The 25,128-nt window shown below is 47.5% G+C and carries 18 protein-coding genes and 1 other RNA gene; 12 read left to right on the top strand and 7 right to left on the bottom strand.

The window, feature by feature from the left end:
• Positions 1-298: 298 nt before the first annotated feature.
• On the bottom strand, positions 299-2,263 hold the full coding sequence (locus tag CAP50_RS08145; protein WP_100749672.1) for a TonB-dependent receptor: 1,965 nt from the start codon (positions 2,261-2,263) through the stop codon (positions 299-301).
• Between the two features lie 424 nt (positions 2,264-2,687).
• Here CAP50_RS08145 and CAP50_RS08140 point away from each other — a divergent pair, with 424 nt between their 5' ends.
• On the top strand, positions 2,688-4,619 hold the full coding sequence (locus CAP50_RS08140) for a mechanosensitive ion channel family protein (RefSeq protein ID WP_100749756.1): 1,932 nt from the start codon (positions 2,688-2,690) through the stop codon (positions 4,617-4,619).
• Positions 4,620-4,826: 207 nt separating this feature from the next.
• Here the strand turns inward: CAP50_RS08140 and CAP50_RS08135 are convergent, their stop codons facing one another.
• The 5 genes from CAP50_RS08135 to CAP50_RS08115 form a co-directional block, all read right to left on the bottom strand.
• Complete coding sequence (locus CAP50_RS08135) at positions 4,827-5,459, bottom strand: DNA-3-methyladenine glycosylase family protein (RefSeq protein WP_100749671.1); 633 nt, start codon at positions 5,457-5,459, stop codon at positions 4,827-4,829.
• Between the two features lie 132 nt (positions 5,460-5,591).
• The gene (locus CAP50_RS08130; RefSeq protein WP_100749670.1) at positions 5,592-6,323 is read right to left on the bottom strand and encodes a Smr/MutS family protein; all 732 of its coding nucleotides are present in this window, start codon (positions 6,321-6,323) and stop codon (positions 5,592-5,594) included.
• 70 nt (positions 6,324-6,393) lie between these two features.
• Positions 6,394-7,263 (bottom strand): indole-3-glycerol phosphate synthase TrpC, encoded by an 870-nt coding sequence (gene trpC, locus CAP50_RS08125; protein ID WP_100749669.1) that lies wholly within the window; start codon positions 7,261-7,263, stop codon positions 6,394-6,396.
• Positions 7,264-7,329: 66 nt separating this feature from the next.
• Complete coding sequence (trpD, locus tag CAP50_RS08120; protein WP_075100902.1) at positions 7,330-8,451, bottom strand: anthranilate phosphoribosyltransferase; 1,122 nt, start codon at positions 8,449-8,451, stop codon at positions 7,330-7,332.
• 127 nt (positions 8,452-8,578) lie between these two features.
• Positions 8,579-9,202 carry an anthranilate synthase component II gene (locus CAP50_RS08115; protein WP_100749668.1) on the bottom strand — a complete coding sequence of 208 codons (624 nt, stop codon included), beginning with the start codon at positions 9,200-9,202 and terminating at the stop codon, positions 8,579-8,581.
• A 907-nt stretch (positions 9,203-10,109) separates the two neighbouring features.
• On the opposite strand from CAP50_RS08115, the gene glnA reads away from it, so the two are divergent.
• Positions 10,110-11,519 carry a type I glutamate--ammonia ligase gene (glnA, locus tag CAP50_RS08110; RefSeq protein WP_075100899.1) on the top strand — a complete coding sequence of 470 codons (1,410 nt, stop codon included), beginning with the start codon at positions 10,110-10,112 and terminating at the stop codon, positions 11,517-11,519.
• Positions 11,520-11,717: 198 nt separating this feature from the next.
• The gene (locus CAP50_RS08105; protein ID WP_100749667.1) at positions 11,718-12,563 is read left to right on the top strand and encodes a DUF4124 domain-containing protein; all 846 of its coding nucleotides are present in this window, start codon (positions 11,718-11,720) and stop codon (positions 12,561-12,563) included.
• Positions 12,564-12,690: 127 nt separating this feature from the next.
• Here the strand turns inward: CAP50_RS08105 and CAP50_RS08100 are convergent, their stop codons facing one another.
• The gene (locus CAP50_RS08100) at positions 12,691-13,407 is read right to left on the bottom strand and encodes an SIMPL domain-containing protein (RefSeq protein ID WP_100749666.1); all 717 of its coding nucleotides are present in this window, start codon (positions 13,405-13,407) and stop codon (positions 12,691-12,693) included.
• 333 nt (positions 13,408-13,740) lie between these two features.
• On the opposite strand from CAP50_RS08100, the gene ffs reads away from it, so the two are divergent.
• The 9 genes from ffs (at position 13,741) to CAP50_RS08055 (ending at position 25,101) form a co-directional block, all read left to right on the top strand.
• Positions 13,741-13,837: signal recognition particle sRNA small type (gene ffs, locus CAP50_RS08095), an RNA gene on the top strand.
• Between the two features lie 261 nt (positions 13,838-14,098).
• Entirely contained in the window at positions 14,099-14,695 is a 597-nt protein-coding gene (locus CAP50_RS08090) for a LemA family protein (protein WP_100749665.1), read from the top strand.
• Between the two features lie 47 nt (positions 14,696-14,742).
• Entirely contained in the window at positions 14,743-17,661 is a 2,919-nt protein-coding gene (locus CAP50_RS08085; RefSeq protein ID WP_100749664.1) for a M48 family metalloprotease, read from the top strand.
• Between the two features lie 41 nt (positions 17,662-17,702).
• A complete protein-coding gene (locus CAP50_RS08080) occupies positions 17,703-18,539 on the top strand; it encodes a hypothetical protein (RefSeq protein WP_100749663.1) in 837 nt (278 codons plus the stop codon).
• 141 nt (positions 18,540-18,680) lie between these two features.
• Entirely contained in the window at positions 18,681-19,832 is a 1,152-nt protein-coding gene (gene serC / locus CAP50_RS08075) for a 3-phosphoserine/phosphohydroxythreonine transaminase (RefSeq protein WP_100749662.1), read from the top strand.
• 374 nt (positions 19,833-20,206) lie between these two features.
• Positions 20,207-22,042 carry an extracellular solute-binding protein gene (locus CAP50_RS08070; protein ID WP_100749661.1) on the top strand — a complete coding sequence of 612 codons (1,836 nt, stop codon included), beginning with the start codon at positions 20,207-20,209 and terminating at the stop codon, positions 22,040-22,042.
• A gap of 109 nt (positions 22,043-22,151) precedes the next feature.
• Complete coding sequence (gene gloB / locus CAP50_RS08065; RefSeq protein WP_100749660.1) at positions 22,152-22,931, top strand: hydroxyacylglutathione hydrolase; 780 nt, start codon at positions 22,152-22,154, stop codon at positions 22,929-22,931.
• Between the two features lie 20 nt (positions 22,932-22,951).
• The gene (gene yejB, locus CAP50_RS08060) at positions 22,952-24,022 is read left to right on the top strand and encodes a microcin C ABC transporter permease YejB (RefSeq protein ID WP_100749659.1); all 1,071 of its coding nucleotides are present in this window, start codon (positions 22,952-22,954) and stop codon (positions 24,020-24,022) included.
• 47 nt (positions 24,023-24,069) lie between these two features.
• Positions 24,070-25,101 (top strand): ABC transporter permease, encoded by a 1,032-nt coding sequence (locus CAP50_RS08055; protein WP_424108345.1) that lies wholly within the window; start codon positions 24,070-24,072, stop codon positions 25,099-25,101.
• Positions 25,102-25,128 lie beyond the last annotated feature (27 nt).

Genomic DNA, 25,128 nt, shown 5'->3' with positions numbered 1-25,128 from the left:
GATTGATAAAAAGAATAAAAACGCAGGTGCCGTTATTTGCGCTGTTAATAAACAAAAAATGCTATAAACAGTTAACCGAGCCTAACATAATGCTTGATATGCCTAGCGATAAAGCCTAGATGCAGTGATCGATGATTATGGCGCAACACCTCTCGGGAGGGTTATTGTAATAGATGAGTCTGTGATTGTCACCTATTGGCTGCGGAAAATCGTAAGTGCTGTCGTCATAAAAAAAGGCCACCGCTGGGTGACCTTGGTTTGTTTACAATTTAAGTTTCGTGTCAGTATTAGTACCAAATTAGTACCAATCGTAGGTAAGTGAGCCGAAGTAGCTGGTGCCTTCTGTGGCGTACTCATTACCGAATTGGCTGGCGAGGGTATAATCCTCATCAGTAATATTGTCGACCCGTAAGTTAGCACGAAGATTAGGAGTAATATAAACCGCGCCGCTCAAATTCAGCAAGGTATAGCTATCAAGCTTATTGCTTTCGGCCGTGACTCTATCATCAGTATGTTTGGCTTCGAGGCGAACATCGAACATCGGTTGCTGATAGCCCACATAAACCATACCGCTGTTTTTAGGGCGATAGGCAAGCTGTTGATTATAGCTTGCGCTATTTGCCGTTTTGTCTTTGGCATCCAAGTAGTCATAACCGAGACCAAAGATAAAGTCATTCATATTCCAGTCTGAGGTCAAACTTAACCCTTTGATTTTCGCTTCACTGATATTTGCTGCACTAGAAATCAGGTCTTCTGCATCGGTGTAATAGCCTGTCAATCGTGACGTTTGGGCATCATTTACGTATTCAACAAATACCTCGGTGTTCTTTGTTCTTTCGGGTTTTAGGTTGGGGTTGCTAAAACCAGGCCAGTATAAATCATTAAAGGTTGGCGCGCGAAATCCGGTCGCATAGTTGGCACCGATTCGCATGCCAGCCAACGGGCGTATCGCCGCTCCTAAATTGTAGGTGCTTTCATGACCATATTGTGAGTTGTCATCTACGCGATAGTTGGCTTGCACGTCATAATAAGTGTCTGCCAGCTGATAACCAACAAAGGCACTTTTGACCGTTCTGTCGTCAGGATTATAAGGGGTTTGCACAGCAGGATCAGGATAACCTGAAAAATCTAAAACATCTGAGGCGTCTAGTTTTTGTGACAACCATTCTGCGCCAACAATCACAGTACCAGGTTGCGCGTTGATACTGGTCTCTAAACGTGCTTGCTCTTGCGTGGTGTCGTACTGACTGCCTTTTTGATAATCAATAGAATTGGCGTCATGAGTAGTCGATTTGTCGATACTTTGACCATAGCTAAGTTTGCTGACTGTTAAAGGCGTTTTGTATTGAAGATAAGCATTGGCACTGCCGTTCTTTTGATCTGAATAGGCATTTGGAAACGCGTTTCCTGCCGAATCAATATCAGTGGTAGAGTCAGAGTATAAGGCACTGAGACCCGTGCTTAGAGAGTCTGAAAGCTTATGCTGTAATGCTAGACTGGCGTTGGTGGACTTAAAGCCATCATCGTCCGCGTTATAGTCAGCCGAGCTGCTATTGGCAATGGCGTTAAAGCCATCTGTTTCGTTACGACTGACACCCAAGCTCAAGGATGACGTGTCATTTTTCAGCTGACCTGTGATGCCGACTTGGTAGTGATTGTTACTACCATAACCCACAGTTGTAGAAACATTGGACTGCTCTACGTTATTGCCTTTGGTAAAAATCTGGATGACCCCACCCATGGCGTCAGAGCCGTAGATGCTAGAGCCTGACGCACCATACAAAACTTCAATGCGGTCGATTTGGTCTGCGGCCAACAAGTTCAGAGATGGGCTACCTAAAGAAATAGAGCCATAGCGTATCCCATCGATAATCACCAAGACTTGTTTGCTATCAAAGCCGCGCATATAAAAATTACTGGCTGTGCCCATGCCGCCACTTTGTGTGATATTAATACCAGGTTGATTCTTTAATACATCGACCACGGTCTGACCCTGATAACGCTGTAGCGCTTCACTATCGATCACACGAGTCTGAGCGATGACGTTACTGGTCTTGGTAGGCGTACGCGTGGCGGTGACGACGATTTTATCGAGCTCAACTTGTGGTAGTGTATGATCATCAGTGGCCGGTGAGGTATTGACTGCCGCTGAATCATGGCTAGCGGGCGTCGCCGCCGTGGCAGCCTGCATGGTAAATAAGCCTAAGGCACTTAAAATACTCAAACGAAGATAAGTACGTGAAGATGAACGCGATAAAGACATAGCCAGTTCCAAAAGAATGATATAAAAGAGGTGGAGATAACGGTTTTGATGTTAATACAGGCAAAGGTTGCAAAAAGCAAAAAATTACAAAAAGAAATAAATAAGCAAAACTGCGCTCATTATCTACAAAAACTGGCCATTTATAAACCACTTTAACCTAATCTTTCCTCAAGGTAGGTTGAATGACGCTCATGGTCGGAGCGGTAAAGCAAAGCCCCTAAATGAATCTGACGGCAGCCATCTACAAAAACATGCAATCAAAGGCACTGTTGTGATAAATAATTGTTATGATAGTAAGGGTTCTATCTGCCCTTTTCGTGCCACTTATCAAGCTAAGAGGTTTGTTTTGTCTATTAAGCACCATCTGACTTTTCGTCAGGCTCCAGATGTATTGTCTACCAGCCTAAAAGCGCCGTTTATCACTATGATGTTTTTGCTTATCATGGCGATGAGCGTACTGCTGCCCGCAGCGTCCTTTGCTGCAGAAACGACAACGCTTGGCGTAAATGGCACGACTGGCAGTGAAGGGTCGGCGAGCACGCCTATACCAGATTCGTTTGGACGCGATACGCCGCGCCATACGGTACAAGGGTTTATTAAGGCGCTGGGCGAAAACGACTACCTGCTGGCGAGCAATTACCTTAATTTGTCTAAGTCGGACAATCCCACCACGGTCGTGCGCCAGTTTAAGCAAGCACTAGATGCTGGCGGCCGTTTTCAGCCTGATTTGCAGATAAATAATACCCCAGAAGGCAATTTAACCGATCAGCTGCCGCCGAGCCAAGAAAACGTCGGGGTCATCAATGTCGGAGAAACAAGCGTCCCGTTGGTGCTTGAAAGAGTGCTGTCTAAGCAAGGCGAACAGTATTGGCAGTTTTCTAGTGAGACGCTCAGCTCGGTACCCGAAGTGATAGAAAACACCGAGCCGACGTTGGTGTCTCGCTATACATTTGACTCATTGGAAGGCAAAAAGCTGTTTGGTTATCAGATGGCGGACTTAGTGGCGGCGCTGACGATGATCGTCAGTAGTTTTGTCTTTACTTATATTTTAGTCTGGCTACTGTATCATCTTTTGCGAATCGCCTATCCACGAGTACGCGGCGTCCCGCTACCTTTGCCAAACAAAGTAATACTGCCACTGTCTGTGGTCATTATGGCGCTGATACTATCTGAGGTGATGGTCTATGCTGGCGTCTCGGTGACGCTGCGAGAGCCGGTCAATCGTTTTGCTGATATTGCCTCGTGGTTGGCATTGACTTGGTTATTACTGCGCGTCATTGATGCGATATTTACCCGCGCAGTCAATTTAAGCTATAAGAAAAACTATACCGAGCGTGTCTCCATCTTGGGTCTGCTCAGAAAAGTTGTCAAAGCGTTGCTGCTCATCTTTGCGGTGATTGTCATCTTTGGCAATTTAGGGTTTGACTTGACCACAGGGATTGCCGCACTAGGGGTCGGTGGTCTGGCATTGGCGCTTGGTGCGCAAAAGACCATCGAAAACCTCGTCGGTAGTGTGGTGGTGGTCGCAGATTCTCCCGTACGTATAGGGGACTATTGTAAATTTGGCACGTATGAAGGCACGGTCATCGATATCGGTATTCGCTCATCACGCGTGCGCACCTTGACGCGTACCATCGTCACTGTGCCAAACGGTGATTTTTCTTCGATGCAAATCGAAAACTTTACCTCGCGTGATATGTTTCGGTTTTTTCATCAGCTGTATATTAAGCGTACGGCTGATATCGATGTGGTCTTTAAGATGGTCAAAGACTTAGATGAGTTTTTAAATGAGCATTATTTGACCAACCAAGAATGGAATCAGGTCAATATCTTAGAGCTGCGCCAAGATTGCTATGTGATTCAGCTGCAAGCCTATATCAACGCCAACGATGTGACGGAATTTTATGATAAGCAAAACGTCGTGTTCGTTGATATATTAACTCAGGTCAAAAAATACGACGTCGAGCACGCACTGCCTACGCAGCAGCTGATAGTCAATCAAACCGATGTTGCGTCGTCTAAAGCAAACAGTGAGCAAAAATCTGATAACGACGGGTCTGCAGGTGACGTGTCAAAAGATGACGACATAGCCAATAGGGCAGATGGTAGCGTCAATCCTGCTCGCGACGACATGGATAAAAAACAAGATGAACATCATGATGATGCCCACAACATAGATCTGGATAAAGACCATAGAGCCAGCAAAGATAAAAAGACTGCCGCGTCGCCTGACGCCACGGCGATCAAAAAACAACATGGCATCAAGGCGCTCAGAGAAAAAGGCCGTGCGCTAAAAAAGAGGAAGTTTAAGCACACCAAACGCAAGTTTGGCTTGTCAATATGGAACCAGCCCTAAAAAGACAGCCATATAAGGCGTGGCATTGCTATAGAAACTATAATCGTTATAATCGATTCTAAATAAAACAGATACATTGTATGTCAACGTGGGACTGGTATAAATTTTTCTTGCGTGCTGTGCCTACGCCGACAGATGCTGCGTAAAATTCATCCCAGTCCCACTGTATCGTTTTTATACTGAAATCACTATATAAATCATGGGTTCTTAGATAGGCACAGCGGTCTTATCACGCAGCTGCCCGTAATACGACCAAAGCAATAGGCTGGCTGTGCTACGGTAAGGTGACCAATGCTGCGTTAGAGAGTGGAGTCGTTTTGGGGTAGGACGCTCAGGCAAGTCCAGCAGTGTCATGGCGGCAACTTTGATCGCCAAGTCATCAACAGCGAGGATGTCAGCGCGCTGTAAAGAAAACAATAAGTACATCTCAGCCGTCCAGCGCCCGATACCTGTGACGGTGGTTAGGATGTTTATCACTTCCTCATCTGGTAGGGTTTTTAGGCTAGCAAAGTCTATATCATGCGCAACCAAAGAGCGAATATAGCGAATTTTTTGTTTAGATAAGCCTTGGGCTCTGAGCGCGTCATCGCTTGCGTGCTGAATCATGCTAGGAGTGGTCAAGCCGGTATCAAGCAAACGCTGCCAAATACTGGTTGCAGCAGCGACAGACAACTGCTGGCCGACCATCGCTCGCATCAATTGCATAAAGCCGCCAGTATTGTGCCGCAGATTCGGTAAGCCCACTTGCTCGTAGACCGGCGCAAATCTCGGCTCGATTGCTATCAACGCATCGATATGTGCTGCTAGCTGCTCAGGGGTGTCAAGGGTCTGTATGCTCATCGTTATTTACTCTCATCGAAGTTATAAGGCGCACTATCTTCTAAGAAGCACATAATCCTACATTCTAAAACCACATCATCTATAAAAAAAGACTGCTTATTGGGCAGTCTTTTTTTTGCTTTGCTGTAAGGTTTATTCACCCGCGCCTTTTGGTTTTTTTAGCAGTACTAGTACCGCACCATTACCGCCATCTTTTGGCGAGGCCGAGCAAAACGCCAATACTTCAGGCAGTTGACGGAGCCAGCCATTCACACAGGTTTTTAGGATGGCCTCAGAGCCTTTGCCATGGACGATTTTGACCACAGTTTCGTTGTTGGCTTTGGCTTGGCTGAGTAGTTGGGTCATCGCAGCGCGGGCTTCTTCGATGGTACAGCCATGGATGTCTACGGCATCATACCAGCGCAGCTTGCCTTTTTTTAGTTGATCAAATATTTTGTTTTGTAGGGTTGGCTGTTTGTACGATAAGTACGCTTCGCTTGCCACAGGGTTGAGCAAGGCTTGCATGTCTGATAAGCCGGCGCTTAGATCACCACTTTCACTGCCTTGCGCAGCGGCACGTTTTGATAAAGTCGTGGCATCAGGTTTGCCAGCTTTAGTGCTGGTGACAGGGGAGCGCACGTTTTTGTCTTCGAGCTGAGTGACGCCATGCATTGCTTGCATAAACAGCACTTTGTCGTCGTCGATATGCTCACTGTCTAGTTGTTTGACCGTTTTTTTGACTTGTTTTTGTGTCGGCAGCGATACAGGCTCAGTCGGCTTTTGGTTTTCGCCCTCAGGTGAGTTGGTATCACGGCCTTTGCTCAGCTGGCCTTTTAGCTCTTTGAGCTGATCTTGCATTTCTTTAGAAAATAGAGAATTTGACATAACAGTTAAGGTATCGTTGGTTGATGAAAAGGTAATTGGGTAAGGTGTGCTGTGGCATTTTTTAGTTACTTTACGCGTCTGCTGCGACGCCTGCAAGTAAGGATTGTAACGCTTGTCCAGGATGCTCGGTTTTCATAAATTGCTCACCGATCAAAAAGTGCTGAATGTCGTTGTTTAGCATCAGGCGAATATCAGCACTGCTATGAATCCCACTTTCAGTCACGATAAGTGGCTGATGTGCGCGGCTGTCGGCGTCAGCGGCCAATGATTTGATTAGGGTGTTTTTTAACTCAAGCGTGGTCTGTAGATCGACATCGAATGTATTTAAATCGCGATTATTGATGCCATAGATGTTGTGGACACTACGAGGCAGCTGGAGGGCGCGCTCAAGCTCGGTTTTGGTATGGACTTCAATCAACACGTCCATACCCAGATCGATACTCAGCGCATGCAGCTGCTGTGCTTGCGCATCATCAAGACACGCCATAATCAGTAAGATACAGTCTGCACCCAGCAAATAGGATTGATAAATCTGATACACATCGACCATAAAGTCTTTACGCAGTAGCGGCAGAGTGGCGGCATTGGCCGCTGCCTCAAGGTAACTATCCTCTCCCTGAAAGTACTCGCGATCTGTGAGGACAGACAGACAACTGGCACCCGCCTGCTCATATTGCTGGGCGAACAATGCGGGGGCAAAGTTATGATTGATGATGCCTTTAGAAGGCGAGGCTTTTTTAATCTCGGCGATGATACCGATGCCGCTCTCGCTGGTGCTGGCCGCTCGTAGTGCCTGAGCAAAGCCGCGCCGCGGCTGCTGATTGGCCAGCACCTTGGCTTTTAAGTCATCTAAAGATAGCGCCTCACGAGCCGCTTTTACCTCAAGGTGTTTGGTCGCAACGATGCGCTGTAATACTGAAGGTATGTCTGTATGGGTCATGCTAGTGTCCGAATGTGTCTAAAGGTAAAAGGGCAAAAGCCAGTGGGCGATAGCTGTATGAAAAACTTAAGTGTTTTGCGCCAGCTGCTGAGTATATTGTGCCAAAGACTCAAGCTTGGTCAAGGCATCACCGTTTTGAATGACCTTTTGAGCGCGGCTAACACCATTTGGATAGTTGCTGGCCAGCCCTGCCGTATAAATGGCCGCGCCTGCATTGAGTGCAATCATATCACGAGCCTTGAGCACCGCGCGATCATGAGTGTCTGTACCCGACAGGGCGGCGCGTATCAGCTCCAGACTCTCTTTAGGGGAGTCAACATCCAGACCGATGAGGGTTTGCGATTCGACCCCCGCATCTTCTGGCATCATCTCAAAGACTGTGACCGTACCGTCTTTTAGCTCAGCGACCGTCGTAGAAGTGGCCAAGCTGATTTCATCTAGGCCGTCTTTGGCACCGACCACCATGACGTGACGCGCCCCTAGGTTTTTCATCACCTTAGCGATAGGCTCACACAGCGCTGCGGTAAAGACGCCAATGACCAGATTGGGCACGCCAGCTGGGTTGGTCAATGGCCCCAAAATATTAAATATCGTTCGCGCTTTTAGCTCACGGCGTACGGGGTTGGCATAGCGCATGGCGCTGTGGTGATTGGGCGCAAATAAAAAGCCAATACCTTGATTTTCTATGCATTGCTTGGCCTGCTCTGGGCTGAGTGTCAAGCTGATTCCTGCCTGTTCAAGCAAATCGGAGCTGCCAGATTTGGTCGACACGCCGCGGTTACCATGTTTGGCCACTTGTGCCCCTGCCGCTGCTGCGACCAAGGCTGAAGCGGTAGAGACGTTAAACAAATTGGCACCATCACCGCCCGTACCGACGATATCGACCAGATAGTGGCAGTCTGCCGGTGTGATGTTGGCTGCTAAGTCACGCATGGCGCTGGCCGATGCGGTAATCTCGTCGATAGACTCGCCTTTCATGCGCAGACCCGTCAAAATCGCACCCATCATGGCATCACTACATCGACCCTGCATGATAATCAGCATGACTTGATACATCTCATCAAAGGTTAGGTCAATGTGCTGAAAAATTCTCGCCAATGCGGTGGTCAGGAGTTTGTGCGTCTGCTCATCAGACAGCTGAGCGATATGATCTGGGGTGGTGGTATCCTCTGTTTTTATTGTGCTCATTATTCTCTCGCTTAGTATTTTTATGAATCAGTATTAAAAGGCGCAGGCGTTATAGGTCATTTATCATCAGCATTGTCAGTAAATTGGTAAATAAACTGCCGCCAAACAGTCTTGAACCGAACGGACTCTAACCGACTTGCGGTAAGGCATCTGTAGGCAATACTGCCAAACCGTGAGTGTGCAAAAAATTATTGAGCAGCTGATAGCCTGCTTGGCTTAGGATGGACTCTGGATGAAACTGCACACCTTCAATGGCGTAGGCGGTGTGACGAACGCCCATGATCTCCTCGATGCTGTCATTACTATGTTGTGTCCAAGCAGTCACCTCTAGACACTCAGGCAAGCTGGCTTGGTCAATCACCAGTGAGTGATAGCGGGTGACTTGCACGGGCGCTGGCAGGCCAAAAAACACGCCTTGGTCGTTATGATATACCGCAGATAGGCGGCCATGCATGACTGCGCCTGCCTTGATGATCTGCGCCCCAAAAGCCTGCCCAATGGCCTGATGGCCAAGACAGATGCCCAAGATAGGTATAAGGCCCTTAAAGGCATCGATAACTTGTAAAGAAATACCCGCTTGGTCAGGGGTACACGGACCAGGGCCAATCACGATCGCATCTGGTGCGAGAGCTTGGATCTGTTGGAGACTGATCTCATCGTTACGCCAGACGGTGATATCCTGCTGTAGTTCACCGAAGTACTGTACAATATTGTACGTAAAGCTGTCGTAATTATCGATCATCAAAATCATGTGGGTATCAACTTAGTTGGTTTGGCTTTTTTATAAATCTTAGCTTTATAAGTCTTGTTTTCGTAGATATGGGGCAACAGCTGTGGTCGTTTTTTCCTTTTTTTGCTACATGCCTGTTTGCTGCATGGTTGAGCCTGCGTCAGCTTATAGGATTGTCACAGTCTTTATCGTCCGTCGTTATCTTACCACTATTTTGCGTGCTATCAAACGCAGCACGATAGTCAGCAGGTTTATCACAGATTTTCTGTATTACCGCTTATAGTTAATTTTATATAAAAACGACTTTTTATTGAGCGGCTTGATAGCAAAGTATCTGATGTACTTACATATAAACATATGCAGCGCCGTACCGCCGCTTATAAATAGATGCCATGTGTGCCGAGCAAGTGAGGCAAACGTGACATGAGGCAATGTATCAAAAATCGACTCACTCTGATATAGTCGATTGAGCTAAAACAGGGCACAGTGCTGACCAAACAGGTAATTTGCCCCAAAAAAGAGCATTGAAGAGACAGGTTGCACCATCGTATGAGCCGATTTGGTGCATTAAAGGTATTAACGGATACACCAAATCATTATATGGTGGTGATCGCCCAAGAAGATATCTTTATCATGTATTGGTAAAAACACGCTAAATATCTGTATTTATTTACTATTTGGCTGATGATGGATTTGCTGCACTATCATGCGCCACGCAGCTTGGCACGGCAGTTGCATCATTATCGTCAGCGGACAATATGATATTTGGTGATGAGCTGCTTCTTTATCAGCTACTGCTGTCTATCACTGTTTATTAATAATAATCAGCCAGCATTTGAACAAAGCAACATTGTCAGTCATATGTTGTTAAAATAGCGTTAAAACAATTTATATTGCAAATATCTAATCAACACAACGGAGACTATTTATGTCGGATAAATTATTGGATCTTATCAAATCATCTAATGCTAAATGGGTTGACTTTCGCTTTACCGATACTCGCGGTAAAGAGCAACACATCAGCTTTCCTGCCTCTACCATCGACGAAGAAGTGCTAGAAGACGGCAAAATGTTTGATGGTTCATCTATCGCTGGCTGGAAGGGCATTGAAGCCTCAGATATGATCCTACGTCCTGACCCTGAGACGGCTTTTATTGACCCGTTTTTTGATGCCGTTACAGTCGTCGTGACCTGCGATATCATCGAGCCATCAACTCTGCAAGGCTACGATCGCGACCCGCGCTCTATCGCTCGCCGCGCAGAAGAGTATCTCAAATCAACGGGCATCGGTGACACTGCTTATTTCGGCCCTGAGCCAGAGTTTTTTGTATTTGATGATGTCAAATGGTCGGTTGAGATGTCGGGCGTGAGCCATAAGATCACTGCTGAAGAAGCGGCATGGTCCACCAACGAGACATACGAGTGGGGCAACATGGCCCACCGTCCGCGCGTCAAGGGCGGCTATTTCCCAGTACCGCCGATCGACAGCTCACAAGACATGCGTTCTGTGATGTGTGAGCGTATCGAAGAGATCATCGGTGAGGGCAGCGTTGAGGTGCATCACCACGAAGTAGCCTCTTGCCAGTCCGAGATTGGTGTGGCATTTAACACCATGGTGCGTAAGGCTGATGAAGTGCAGCAATTAAAATACGTCGTGCATAATGTCGCTCATCAGTTTGGTAAGACGGCTACCTTTATGCCAAAGCCTATCGTTGGTGACAATGGCTCAGGTATGCACGTACACATGTCGATCTCAAAAGATGGCGTCAATACCTTTGCGGGCGATGAGTACGCAGGTCTATCAGAAACTGCCCTATACTTTATCGGTGGTATCATCAAGCATGCGCGCGCACTCAATGCGATTACCAACCCATCGACCAACAGTTACAAGCGTCTAGTACCGCATTACGAAGCACCTATCAAGCTTGCGTATTCTGCATCAAACCGTTCAGCGTCTATCCGTATTCCGCACGTGAGCAGTCCAAAAGCGGTACGCGTCGAAGCACGTTTCCCTGATCCAACGGCCAACCCATACTTGTCTTTTGCAGCGCTATTGATGGCAGGTCTGGACGGTATCCAAAACAAGATGCATCCAGGCGAAGCTGCTGACAAAAACTTGTATGACTTGCCACCAGAAGAAGAGGCGCTAATCCCAACGGTAGCAGAGAGCTTGGATGTCGCCCTACAAGCGCTAAAAGACGACCACGAGTTTTTGTTAAAAGGTGATGTGTTTACTCAAGACATGCTAGATGCCTTTATCGCCCTAAAAGAAGAAGAAGTGCAACGTGTCAACGTCACTGTACATCCAGTTGAATTTGACTTGTACTACAGCTGCTAATCAGCTGCGTACTCAAAACGCTGAATTTAAGCTAAATGTAAAATAACATCAAATCACCAGCTAAGTTTGCCTTAGCTGGTTTTTTTATGCGCGAAAATAAAAAGTACACCATCCAATAAATGAATAAAACATCGCTACTGATTTCATCACGCAAATGCCGCATAATAGGAAGTATCAGATTGATTAGGTGGCTTGACCATGACGACATTTATCCTTACTCATATAAAAAACACTCATATAAAAGACGCTGATGTAACAACCATCGCTCTAAAGTCCAGTACTCTAAAGACCAGAGGTATAAAAGCCAAATGTTTTGGTTTGCTGACAGCGCTGACCGTACTTTCAGTGAGTATCACAGTACCTATAGTAGTGCCTACCAGTCATGCAGCACCCATCTATAAAGTAGTCGATGAAAAGACGGGGCAAGTCACCTTTACCGATCGGCCACAAAACTATAAACAGCAGACGGACAAAACTGTCAGTCAGACGGCTGTTTCTACTGGTAGAGACACGATTGGTCAGGTGACTGGCGAGGCGACCTCGTCATCTGCGCCTGTGAGCACGGCCAATAGCACGGCCAATAGCACAGACATGGCGCGCAAGGCAGTGAGTTATCAGCTTATGATCGCCGAGCCTAGCGAGACTCGCGCATATCGCCGTCCTGCTCAAAGCATCGAGGTGCGCGTACAGGTGACGCCTGCCTTGCAGGCGGGTGATGGAGTCCGTATTTATCTGGATGGTAGTGAGGTTGCACAAGGGTTAAGTGCTTCTATCGCCACTGTCGACCTTATGCCCGGCGCGCATAATATAAAGGCGGTCATACAAAATAAAAAAGGACAGCTGCTCAAAGAAGCGGCCCGTACGGTATATGTGCTTCAAAACACCCAAACCCTCCAAAACAATAAAAAAATCGCGCAGCAGCGCTTAGCCTACCAAAATCTACCTTGGCATCAAAAACTGCTGCTAAAACTGCGGCAAAAGGATGGAAGTCTACAAACGGTTCAAAGTGCACAGCCTAAAACTAATGATGCTTTCACCAAGTAAGCGCCATGCCCTATAGCATACAAAAAAGGGCAGTCACTACGATAAGTGGCTGCCCTTGATATTCTTTGATGGTTAGTTAGGTACTTATAAAGTTTTTTTGCTAACAGCTGTCTTTATGGCACAAAAGCTATTTGGTCAGCTCGATGGTGCCGTTGGCGGTGACGGAGATGGTGCTATTGCCCGATTCAAAACTCTGACTAGGTACTGAGGCATCGGCGGCTTCTGCTTTCATATTCATGCTGCCATACATCGGACGAGGGTAGTTGTTTCCTGTGTTTAGATTGACATTGACCACACGGTAGCCGCGTGCATTCCAAGCGCGCGTTAGGTTTTTGGCCTGCTGCTGAAAAGCGCGAGACGCTTCGGTCATCAGCTTTTGCTCTAGTGTGTCTTTTTTGCTGTCAGAGACGCCAAAGTTTAGGTTATCCATCACTAGCGTTTCTTGCAAATCAGCAATTAGCTGGCTGGTCGCCGCAAAGTCGGTACTTTTTAGATCGATACTGGCTTGCCCCGTCCAGCCAATGATTTTGTCGTTTTTATCATATCGCGGATAGGTGCGCTGCTGTCCGGTGCTGACCGTCACGCTCGGGTAGCGCTTGGCGATTGTCATGGCATTATTAATAGAAGTGTTGAGCGTGGTGGCCAAGGCTTTTGAGGTACTGGCTTGGGCTTTTTTGTACATGCTGGCGCGTACTTCGTCATTTTGCACCTCTTCTTTGACTTCGGTTTGAAAGCTCAGCTGATCATAGCCTGTCGGCTCAGCATGTGCGCTGCCCATCATGGCCAGCAGTAACGTGGCTGTTCCTGTTGCGAGGGTGGCTTTGTGTACTAAAGTGTTTTTCATTATTTTCTCCTAATAAATCATAGTGTTCTAGAGCCGTAGTGGGCGTTACCAAACGTACGGTGCTGGCTCAAAGTGATACTGAATGCTGTCTTGGTCAACTTATCTTTTATTGCGTTGTTTTTTGTTGATGGCTATTTTGTTGGGCTGCTTTGTCAAGCTATTTATAGTCAAGGATATGCCCTGATAGCTATTTGCTAAAATAGCAAAGTTTTTTGCCTGTGCTTGTAAGGATTTTGTCACCAAGTTTGACCGTTTTTTTTGTCAAAAAGCATACAGTTTTACGATAGGGGTTGTAATACTAAAAAAATCTTGTATAATCTGCTCTGGTGGCTCCGTTGGTAGCCTCGCAACATTGTACTATGAATCCCGCCAGGACCGGAAGGTAGCAACGGTAGTAGATACAATGTGTGCCGAGGATGTGCTGGCGGAGTCGCTTTTTTTTGCCTAAAATTTGATATTGGTCTTTATCATTGTCCAGTCACAGCCTGTTTTGCTTAATACCTATCTCCATGCCTCTCTAGTACATCAAAATTATAAAACATCAAAAGCAGTTTTCGATATTCAGTCCTTTATCATAAAGGGCTTTTTTTTATCTAAAAATTGCCCGATGCTAGCGCTTCATAGATAAATTTAAGCTAAAATACAAGGTATTAACGTATCATTAATACTCTAGACACATTGGGATTTGCTTATGAAGATGTTTGTTTGGCTACTGATTATATTCATGGTACTACTGGTCGTGTTTGGGGTGTCGATATTTAATAAATTGGTACGCGCGCGCAATCAAGCAAAAAATGGTTTTGCGCAGATAGATGTCCAGCTCAAGCGTCGTCATGACTTGATTCCAAACTTAGTTGAGGCCGCCAAGCGTTATCTGACGCATGAAGAAGAGACCTTAAGCCGTGTGATTAGCGCCCGTAATCATGCCCAAAGCCTGCAAGACTCTACGCATCATCAGCCAGAGTCGCCCGCGCATATGGCGTTGTTTGCCCAAGCAGAAGGCATGCTATCTAAAGCTTTGGGGCAACTCTCAGCGGTGGTGGAGGCGTATCCTGAGCTAAAAGCGGATAGCATGATCAAAGAGCTGATGGATGAGCTGACCAATACCGAAAACCGTATAGGCTTTGCCCGTCAGCACTATAACGATAGCGTGATGTTTTATAATAACGACCGTGAGGTGTTTCCAAACAATCTTGTCAGTAGCACTTTTGGCTTTCGTCCGCTCAGCCCACTGGTCTTTGCAGACAGAGAAGCCATTGCCAAAGCCCCTGTTGTAGATATGACTTAAGATGCAAAGTAAAAGCACAAAAAGTGTCGCCAATTTGAGATAAGCGGATGGATTTTTTTGCTCAGCAGCGGATACGCACGCGCCGCAGTCTGTTACTTTATGGGCTGTTTTTTTTGATCGTCTTGGCTCATATAGCAGTGGCTCTCGGAGTTGTGTGGTTATTGTTGACGATATTTACAGGGGGCATCTACTACTGGGCGTTGGTTTTGGTCATCGTTTGGATCATAGCGAGTTTTGTTGGTGGTAGTCTTGTAGAGTATCGCCGCCTCAGAGCGGGTGGCCGCGCGATTGCTCAACGCGTAGGGGCGGTTCGTCTGTTTGTTGATAGCAGTCAGGATGCGTGGGAGCACAGTCAAGGGGTGGCTCAGCAGCATACTGCGGCCAAAAAAGTTCGCTTTAGTGACCGTCAGATCGCAGTGCGTGATGAGCGAGATTTTCCGCCTGTCTATCGCCGATACTACGAAATCGCGCAGCAGCTGGCTATTGCATCGGGGCTGGATATGCCGATATTGTACGTGCTGCCTGATGAGCAAGGTATCAATGGTTTTGTCGCTGGTCGTCACAGTCAAGACATGGTATTGGTCGTGACGCAGGGCGCGCTAGATAAGCTATCTGATGAGGCGCTATACGGGCTGATAGGGCATGAGTATGGTCATATCTTGCATGGTGATGCGACGTTTAATTTACAGCTAATGGTGGTGTTAGCAGGACTACAGATACTGTATGATTGGAGCGATCCTATCAGTCATAACAGCAATCGCTATGTTGGCTCTATTGATAGCAGCGTTAGTCAAAGCGCTTTGATGTCGCAGCGTAGCATCGACAGTCATGCACGTCGCACCGCGGCGCAGACGGCAAGCTTTACCACGCATCGCGAATGGGTGTCGTACTGGCAAGCCCAGTCGCACAAACCGCTATCATCGGCGCAGTTTCAGTCGCACCGGCTTAATAATCCTATCATTGATCGGCAGGCGCCGCGCAGCGTGTGGACACTGTTGTTACATGGACTGAGCTTTTCGAGTATGGCCAGCGCTCAGTTGATCAAACACAGCTTCAACCGTGAGCGTGAGTTGCTCGCCGACGCCACCAGCGTACAGTTGACCCGCTCGCCGGCGATTATAGAGACTCTAAAAGCGATTCATCAAGACACAGTAGGCTCGCGCTTAACCAACATCGCTGATATCAATGGATTAAGTCATTTTTTCTTTGCCAGTAGTGGTGCTGATTTGGGTGATGTCTCTTGGTTTGCCACGCATCCAAGTTTGGCTGAGCGCATGAGTGCCATCAATGCCAAAGCCTATCATGACTTTGCTGTGCAAGTTGCCCATGAAAAACGCTTAAACCAAAAAAAAATAAAAGAGATATATGAGCAGCGTCGCCTAGGTGATTGGGGCGAAGTCCAAGCAAATAGCCTAAGTAAAGATAAAAAACCAATTTTTAGTAACCTCCCTGCTACTGCCACCAAAAAAGACAAAAATGCTGAAGAAAACATCAAAGAAAACGTCGATGTTTTAATCAATGAGCCTAATAATGCCTTAGAGGCAGAGTCGGCGCTGCCCTTTACCACAAAAGAAGATGTCGTGGTTGACGGCCGCTTGCAAGTATCAGCAGAGGATATAGGTGCCTGTCAGCTACTAAAACCATGGATGGCAAAACCCAATAGCGATTTATCAAAAAAACCATGGATCGATAGCGACGATTTGCATCAGGTTTGCCTGCCGCAGTATGTGTTGGATCACAGTCATCATCCATTGGGCGCGCAAGCTTTGATCGAAGCCATCATGTTATGTCATCAACGGCGCTTGCTGACGACGACGATGAAATATGATTTACACGACGTTTGGGAGGGGGTTATCGGTGATGAAGTATCGCAAAGTAATACGCAACAATATCAAGGTAAGGAACGCGCAGCGTCCACTGTAGATAGCAATCATGACGGTCATAACAACCCGCCCATCTTACCGCATACGATAGATGCTAAATTGCTGACAACGGTGGCCAATTTGGATCGGCGCTTAGACAGTGCGGTGCTGGTTTTTGCGATAAAGAAGCTGCATCAGCAAGACTTATCGGCACAGACAATTAACGCACAGCGCCTGCAAAACGAGCGCAGCCATGACCACGACGCCCATCAGCATTATCAGGAGAAACAAAGCAGCCGTACCATGCTCGATCGCTATCAGTGCGGCTTACTACAGCTGTTTACTCGCCAGCTGGCGGCGGATTTGACCTTTGACTTTGCTCAGGATATCTCAGCAGACCTTGTGTCTGGCACAGATACACCATTATCAGTATCTGATCAAGTGGCATGCACCAAGCCACAAGAAGTGTCTATCGTGTCATTATGGCAAGCACTACATTTACAGCGGTTATTGCCAACGCTTTTTGCGGTGTTAAATGACAAAAATACCGATAAGCCGTCTGGCTGGCAGACGCTATTGCAGGCGGGTATGGAGGATATAGGCGCGCAGCTTGACCCATCAGGTCAGGTGTTTTCTGGTCTGGGTGCCGTGAGGAGGTCGGTGCTGGTACTACTGGCGTATCGGCTGTCCAAAAACGCCCATCGCCATAGGCTGCCAGCATGGGAGAGTGCTGCACACTACATTGTGGATGTGAGGCGGTATGCCCGTTTGATTGATATTGACTTAAATGCCGTTAGCGATGCAAATCTACAGTGGCTATTAATGACCGCATCCCACTTAAATAGTAGCCAGCTGTTAGCGGTGGTCTGTATGGTGCCAGCGTATCACGCGGACCATGCTGATACAGCGAGCACTCATAAGGCGGAAGATAATAATTGTGGCAAGAGACAACAGGATAGCGGCCAAATAGATTATAATGAGTATCGACGATGGCTAAGCACATTGCATACTGTCATGTTACACGATACGATAATCAGTCAAGATGAATACGACTGCCTGATGATGCTGGCAGAGCATTGGTTAGGCGTTCGCCAGCTTTTTTAACATCGCCCGCTCTCAATTAAAAAATAAGACAGCAGAACCGCATGAGTGATATCCAAGATCCGCAAATTGTACTACAGCGCCGTGTGCAGCAGCGCCAAATCCTAGCGATGATGGGTATCGATCAGTGGGTGCGCCCAGATGCTGCGACGCTAAGCATGGCTAATATCCCCGCCATTAGCGAAAGTCAGTCAAACATCTCAAGCCCTAGCATCTCTCTTACCTCTTCGCAGCGCAGTCCTGTCAGCGATGTTAGCGACAGTGAAGCAGCGTGGAATACCCAAAGCCCCGTCAATGACCACCATCTCCACCGCATCGATGATGGCTCGTCAAATCATGTAGACACGAGCGATACGTCTTCTTATCACGATGATGCCTATTTGGATGGTGAGCCTGATCTACCAACCGTCGCGCAGGTGGTGGCACCACTCGTTGACGCCGTAAAAACAACCACTGCTGCGCCATCAGCGATACATGCATCAGCAGATAAATATGCTGATGAGAGCAACAAAAAGGTGTTGCCGTTTAGTTTACAAGGTGGCCGCTACGGCAACTGGGTCATACTGGTGGACATGCAAACCCTCAGCGGGGACAGCCAAAAGCTGTGGCAAAACATCACCCAAGCGTTATCGATGACTTGTGAGACCACGGCGTTTCCGATCTGTGCGGGCATGGATACCGCCGAGCTTGCCAATGCCAGCTTAGCAGGCTATGTTTTTAAGATTGGGCGTAGTGAAGAGGTGCAAGTGGCGGCTTTGACGGCCTTGCCTGACGGGCTGACGCATCCTGCCCTAACTACGCTCCCAACTTTGGATGAGATGCTCGCCGATAGCCGTCTGAAGCGGCAGTTTTGGCAACAGATAGCAAAATCTGTCTCGTAAATAAACATAACTGAGCATTTGAGATAATAAGAAAACTGCCAGACTGACAATGCCTTTAAAAATTTTCCCTAGGCGCTTTAATCGTTAATCAGCTTAGCTGTTAACCAACAATGATGACCTCATCAATTTAGGATAATAACCATGTCTACAACCCCAGAATCCATCCACACATCCAACGCTTCTACCAATCCAAACGCTGCCGCGCATCGTCTGCCAAACTTCTGTGCGGGTCCTGCGACCATGCCCACCACCGTCTTAGAGCATGCACAAAGCGAGCTGCTTGACTGGCAAGGGCGCGGCCTTTCGGTGATGGAGATGAGCCATCGTAGTAAAGACTATGTCGCTATCACAGAAAAGGCTGAGAGCAAGTTACGGGCATTGATGGAGATCCCAGATAACTATAAAGTGCTGTTTTTGCAAGGCGGTGCCAGCTTACAGTTTTCGGCGATTCCTCTGAATTTATTAAATGGCGGGCACGGTGACTATCTAACGACGGGCGCTTGGTCAGGTAAAGCGGTCAAAGAAGCCAAACGCTATGAAGCATTGGGGTTGGGCGCAGTCAATGAGGTCGCTACTGGAAAAGACAGTAATTTTACTGACGTGCCAGCCCAAAGCGAGTGGAACTTAAGCGACGATGCGGCGTATTTTCACTACTGTGCCAACGAAACCATTCACGGTCTACAGATATTTGAGCCACCACAAGTCGACGCGCCTATTATTGCCGATATGTCTTCTTGCATTTTGTCGCAGCCGATAGATGTGTCAAAGTTTGGCATGATTTACGCCGGCGCCCAAAAAAACATCGGTCCGGCAGGTCTTATCATTGTCATCATCCGTGAAGACTTGCTTGGCCGTGCCAGTGAGTGGTGCCCTATGCTTATGAACTATGAGCACCAAGTCGAAAAAGCGTCGATGTCAAACACCCCAGCGACGTACTCATGGTACTTGGCAGGATTGGTGTTTGATTGGTTAGAGGCGCAGGGCGGCGTGGCTGCGATCGGCAAGATTAACCAGCAAAAAGCCGACTTGCTCTACAAAACTATTGACGACAGCAGTTTTTATAACAACCCCGTTGCCCCTGAGCATCGCTCTATCATGAACGTGCCTTTTACCTTGGCAGACAGCAGTCTGGATAAGGTGTTTTTAGAAGAGTCAGAGGCCGCAGGACTATTGAACCTAAAAGGTCACCGCGATGTCGGCGGTATGCGTGCCAGTATTTATAATGCCGTACCGCTTGAGTGGGTACAGCAGCTGGTGGATTTCATGATTGCCTTTGAAAAAAGACATGCTTAATCAAGCGGTCGCTATAATTCAAACGCTATCACACAAATACTAAAAGACAAAAAGGACGCCACTTTTATAAGTGGCGTCTTTTTTATGAGTAGGCGCTTTTATTGTCAGTCAAAAAAACTGCTGGGCAAACCTGCTGTATACCTAAAACCGTGCCTCCACTGATGTAAATCCACCTCATCGCTGCACTTTATTATCAAAAAAAGCCTCGATCATGACGACATCGATCCAGCAAATCATTAGGTGAAAAAACCTAAGTTTGTTATGATAAAATTTTCCGAGAGCGCAGCTTGGCATTGTTTTTTACGTGTTATGGCTATAATGCTCACGTTTTCGCGATGATAGGTACGGTAAGTAAAGAGGTCTATTGATACCCCATGACGCCCAAAAAAGCCCTGCCAAAAACCGTTTTGTTTGCTCTGGTCATCAGCTGGCTGCCGATAGCTATGGCAGCGCCTGTCACCACGACAGCGCTTGGTCATAATAGCACCACTGAATATGCCGACGCCCCATATATGCCCTATGCCAATCCAAATGCGCCCAAAGGCGGCACACTGTCACTCGATGCGCGCGGCACCTTTAATGCGGCCAATAAATGGATGACCACGGGGGTGGCGATGGTCGGTACCGACTATCTGTACGACACGTTGATGACTGGATCATTAGATGAAGCCTTTACCATGTATCCGCAGTTGGCCAGCAAAGTCACCTACGACCCGGAGGACACCAGCTGGATTATCTATCATATCAATCCTGCGTCGCGTTTTTGGGATGGCACAGAGGTCACCAGTCATGATGTCAAAGCCACTTATGACGCCATATTAAACAAAGGCCCGATGTATATTCGTAGCTATTTGGGAGATATCAAAGACATCCAAATTGTCGATAAGCGGCGAGTCAAGTTTGTCTTTACCTCCGATGATAATAAAGAGATTCTATTAACAGTCGGGCAGTTTCCAGTGTTTGCCAAGTCCTCTATTGATACCGACTTTGAAAAAATCAGCCTAACGCCGCTCATGGGCAGTGGGCCTTATAAGCTTGGCCGCGTCGATGCGGGGCGTTCAGTCAGCTATGTTCGTGATCCCAATTACTGGGGGCGAGATTTGATGGTCAATCGCGGTCGCTATAACTTTGATAGGATTAAGTTTGTCTATTACCAAAGTGATGAGATTGCTTTTGAAGGGTTTAAGTCTGGACAATATCGCTTTCGCCCAGAAAATAAAGCCTCTAATTGGGCAACTGGTTATCGCTTCCCAGCGGTAAAAGCAGGGCTCATTAAAAAAGAAACCATCAGCAGTCAAAACCCAGTACCTATGCAGGCGCTGGTGATGAATTTGCGCCGGCCATTGTTTCAAGACATTCGCGTGCGCCAAGCACTGAGCGCCGCTTATGACTTTGAATGGATGAATAAGACACTATTTCATAGGCAGTATGAGCGCCTGCAAAGCTTTTTTCATGGCTCGGAGCTTGCGGCTACTGGTACGCCATCGCCTACCGAGATGCAGGTATTGAGTCCATTGCTATCTAAGCTTGAACCGATACAGCGCCGTGCAGTATTAACGGAGTGGCAACTGCCCACCAGTGATGGTAGTGGCTTTAATCGTGAAGGGTTATTAAAGGCGCGTGCGCTTTTGCTAGATGCAGGTTTTTATTATGACGATATGCAGCTATATCAGCCTAATGGTAAGCGTGCTCGGATTGAGATGCTGATGACGGGCGAGGCCATGGGGCGTGTATTGCTGCCTTATATTCGTAATCTCAAGCGTCTAGGGTTTGATGCGACCTTGCGGCAAGTCGATGGCCCACAATATTACGAGCGAATGCGCCGCTTTGATTATGATATGGTGGTCAATAAATTTGCCCAAAGCTTATCGCCTGGTGCTGAGCAAGTAGGGTTTTGGGGTAGTAGCGCTGCCGATGAGACGGGCAACCGAAACACGGCAGGTATCAAAAACGCGGCGATAGATGAGGTGATAGAACAATTAGGCGACGCCGAAAGTCGTGACGAGATCGTCTTATATACGCACGTTCTTGATCGTCTGCTACGCGCAGGTCACTATATGGTCCCGCTATATGGCAAATCTAGTACCAATGTTGCCTACTGGAATCAGTATCGCCATAATGGCACACTGCCGACCAATGCAGTCGGAATCGACTACTGGTGGGTGGATAAAGCAGCCGAAGCGCGCGTTAATAACTACTTGAAAAAATAAACGATGGCTTGGGCACCCAAGATCTAACGTATCGTTTATCAAAAATAGCCATTCTCAACACTTAAATAAAAAGATAAGCAACACCTATAACTACTGGTAAGGATTTGATATGAGTATTCGTATTCACCCGATTAAAGCGTTTAATGACAACTATATCTGGGCGCTCATTAATGAAAATAACAAGCAAGCCATTGTCATTGATCCGGGTCAAGCTGAGCCTGTCGCTGCTTATCTAGAAGACAATGAGCTGGAGCTGACGTCTATCTGGACCACCCACCATCATCATGATCATATCGGCGGTGTGGCAGAGCTACAAGAGTCTTATCCGATGACGCATCTGGTGGCTCATGGCGAGCATACGGTCGATGAGGACCAGACCATCAAAGACGGCAGCACGGTCAGCGCCTGGGGCTGCGCGGCGCAAGTATGGGACGTGTCGGGTCATACGGCAAGTCACGTGGCTTATGTCTTAGATATCGATGGTCAAAAGCATTGCTTTTGCGGAGACACCTTGTTTAGTGCTGGCTGCGGCCGCGTGTTTACAGGAACGATAGAGCAGCTGCATGAGAGCTTTAAGCGTTTAAACGGACTGCCTGCCGAGACATTACTGTATCCGGCACACGAGTATACCGCTAGCAATCTACGCTTTGGTCTCTCTATCGAGCCTGCCAATGAGGCGATGCAGCAAGCATTGGCGCAAGCAGAAGAAAAAACCGCCCAAGGCACCCCGACACTGCCGGTGACCTTAGCGCATGAGCGTGCTGTCAATGTGTTTTTGCGCACACAAGAGCCGAGTGTGATCGCAGGTGTCAAGGCCAAGATGGCGATCGATGATGATAAATCACTGACGGTATTTGCTGCGCTACGTGAGCTGAAAAACAACTTCTAATTATTTTAGGAAGCTGCCATATGGGTCGTTATATCTTAAAAAGATTGCTGCTGATATTACCGACGCTATTTTTGATATTGTTGGCGAACTTTGTGATTGTACAAGCGGCGCCAGGCGGTCCTGTGGAGCAGCAGCTGGCATTGATTGAGCAGGGCGCAAAAGACAATGCGCTCGGCGGCAGTATCGGTGCGGGCAGTGCAGGCGGCAATGATAGTACCTACCAAGGCACGCGCGGCCTATCTGAGGAGATGGTGGCTGCGATCAATGCGCAATATGGCTTTGATAAGTCAGCGCCTGAGCGCTTTTGGCTGATGCTAAAGAGCTACGCCCATTTAGATTTTGGTGAGTCGTTTTTTAAGGGTCAGACGGTGACCGATCTGATTATAGAAAAGCTGCCAGTCTCTATCTCGCTTGGGCTATGGAGTACGCTGCTGATATATATGATTGCCATCCCACTTGGTATCTACAAAGCCATGCATCACGGCTCAGGGATTGATAAAGCCACCGCTATGCTGCTCGCCATTGGCCATGCGATACCTGTGTTTGTGTTTGCCGTCATACTGTTGGTGTTTTTTGCGGGCGGCAGCTACTGGAATATCTTTCCGCTGCAGGGACTGACCTCCGAGAATTTTGATCAGTTAAGTACCTTGGGTAAAGTGAAGGATTACTTTTGGCATTTGGCACTGCCGCTATTAGCAAGTACGGTTGGCGGTTTTGCGGGTTTGACTTATTTGACCAAGTTTAGCTTTTTAGAGGAGCTGGGTAAGCAATACGTCCTCACCGCACGCGCCAAAGGCTTAGGCGCACGTCAAGTGCTGTACGGTCATGTTTTTCGTAACGCGATGCTGATTATCATCGCCGGTATCCCCGCGGCCATCGTTGGGATTTTCTTTGCCGGTAATTTTCTTATTGAAATCATCTTTAAACTCGATGGTTTAGGACTGCTTGGCTTTGAGGCCATTCAGCAGCGTGATTATCCAGTGATATTTGGCACGCTGTTTATCTTTACCTTAGTTGGTCTACTATTACAGCTCATCAGTGATTTAAGTTATCACCTCATTGATCCGCGTATTGATTTTGAGGGGCGCTAATGTCAAGTCAACCATTACCTTCAGCGCCTGCAAGTCCGTCTATGACGATGACAAAAAAACGCCGCTTAAGCCCTATCTGGCAAGCACGCCTAAACCGCTTTCGCCGTAATCGTCTTGGGGTCGTATCGCTCGCTATTTTTGCCCTGATATTTGTCCTTTGTATGGCAGCCAATGTGATTGCCAATGACAAGCCGCTACTGGTGCAGTATCAAGGCGATTACTATTTTCCCGTGCTAAAGGCCTATCCTGAGACGACGTTTGGCGGGGTGTTTGAGACCGAAACCAATTATAAAGACCCTGCGGTGCAAACGCTGATTAATGAGCAAGGCTTTTATGTGATGCCGCCCATTCCCTTTGCCGATCAGACGCCAAATGTTGCGCTGGGTCTGCCTTATCCTGCGCCGCCCAATAGCCAAAACTGGCTGGGTACGGATGATTTGGGCCGTGATGTGCTGGCGCGCATACTTTATGGCATGCGGGTGTCGTTGTTATTTGGTATCGCTTTGACGCTGGCAGGGGCGATGATCGGTATTATTGTAGGGGCGATACAAGGCTATTATGGCGGATGGGTAGATTTAGCAGGCCAGCGCTTTATGGAAGTGTGGGGCGGGATGCCGCAGCTGTTTATGATTATTATTTTGGTAAGCCTATTTAGTCCGAGCATCTTTATGCTGTTTGCCATGATGCTGCTATTTGGCTGGATGGGGTTGGTCGGTTTGGTACGCGCCGAGTTTTTGCGGGCGCGTAACTTTGATTATGTCCGCGCAGCTCGCAACCTTGGGGTGTCGGACAGCCGTATTATGATGAGGCATATCTTGCCCAATGCCTTGGCCTCTAGCTTATCGCAGTTGCCGTTTATCCTAACGGCCAATATCATTGCCTTAACCGCGCTAGATTTTTTAGGGTATGGCTTACCGCCTGGCTCGCCGTCACTTGGTGAGCTGATGGTACAAGGCAAAAACAACCTTGATGCCCCTTGGCTGGCCTTATCAGGGTTTTTTAGTCTGACTTTTATCTTATCCTTGCTCATCTTCGTTGGCGAAGCGCTGCGTGACGCCTTTGATCCGAGGCGCTCCTGAAATGACAACTGATAAGATGATAAACGC

This window comes from Psychrobacter sp. L7 (genome assembly GCF_002810365.1).
GTDB lineage: Bacteria > Pseudomonadota > Gammaproteobacteria > Pseudomonadales > Moraxellaceae > Psychrobacter > Psychrobacter celer.
This window is presented reverse-complemented; position numbering and strand designations above follow the sequence as displayed.

What these genes read in the sequence shown, in the direction of transcription:
- CAP50_RS08145 (WP_100749672.1), bottom strand. Translation starts at nt 2,263, where the DNA reads ATGTCTTTATCGCGTTCATCTTCACGTACTTATCTTCGTTTGAGTATT.
- CAP50_RS08140 (WP_100749756.1), top strand. Translation starts at nt 2,688, where the DNA reads ATGATGTTTTTGCTTATCATGGCGATGAGCGTACTGCTGCCCGCAGCG.
- CAP50_RS08135 (WP_100749671.1), bottom strand. Translation starts at nt 5,459, where the DNA reads ATGAGCATACAGACCCTTGACACCCCTGAGCAGCTAGCAGCACATATC.
- CAP50_RS08130 (WP_100749670.1), bottom strand. Translation starts at nt 6,323, where the DNA reads ATGTCAAATTCTCTATTTTCTAAAGAAATGCAAGATCAGCTCAAAGAG.
- trpC (WP_100749669.1), bottom strand. Translation starts at nt 7,263, where the DNA reads ATGACCCATACAGACATACCTTCAGTATTACAGCGCATCGTTGCGACC.
- trpD (WP_075100902.1), bottom strand. Translation starts at nt 8,451, where the DNA reads ATGAGCACAATAAAAACAGAGGATACCACCACCCCAGATCATATCGCT.
- CAP50_RS08115 (WP_100749668.1), bottom strand. Translation starts at nt 9,202, where the DNA reads ATGATTTTGATGATCGATAATTACGACAGCTTTACGTACAATATTGTA.
- glnA (WP_075100899.1), top strand. Translation starts at nt 10,110, where the DNA reads ATGTCGGATAAATTATTGGATCTTATCAAATCATCTAATGCTAAATGG.
- CAP50_RS08105 (WP_100749667.1), top strand. Translation starts at nt 11,718, where the DNA reads ATGACGACATTTATCCTTACTCATATAAAAAACACTCATATAAAAGAC.
- CAP50_RS08100 (WP_100749666.1), bottom strand. Translation starts at nt 13,407, where the DNA reads ATGAAAAACACTTTAGTACACAAAGCCACCCTCGCAACAGGAACAGCC.
- CAP50_RS08090 (WP_100749665.1), top strand. Translation starts at nt 14,099, where the DNA reads ATGAAGATGTTTGTTTGGCTACTGATTATATTCATGGTACTACTGGTC.
- CAP50_RS08085 (WP_100749664.1), top strand. Translation starts at nt 14,743, where the DNA reads ATGGATTTTTTTGCTCAGCAGCGGATACGCACGCGCCGCAGTCTGTTA.
- CAP50_RS08080 (WP_100749663.1), top strand. Translation starts at nt 17,703, where the DNA reads ATGAGTGATATCCAAGATCCGCAAATTGTACTACAGCGCCGTGTGCAG.
- serC (WP_100749662.1), top strand. Translation starts at nt 18,681, where the DNA reads ATGTCTACAACCCCAGAATCCATCCACACATCCAACGCTTCTACCAAT.
- CAP50_RS08070 (WP_100749661.1), top strand. Translation starts at nt 20,207, where the DNA reads ATGACGCCCAAAAAAGCCCTGCCAAAAACCGTTTTGTTTGCTCTGGTC.
- gloB (WP_100749660.1), top strand. Translation starts at nt 22,152, where the DNA reads ATGAGTATTCGTATTCACCCGATTAAAGCGTTTAATGACAACTATATC.
- yejB (WP_100749659.1), top strand. Translation starts at nt 22,952, where the DNA reads ATGGGTCGTTATATCTTAAAAAGATTGCTGCTGATATTACCGACGCTA.
- CAP50_RS08055 (WP_424108345.1), top strand. Translation starts at nt 24,070, where the DNA reads ATGACAAAAAAACGCCGCTTAAGCCCTATCTGGCAAGCACGCCTAAAC.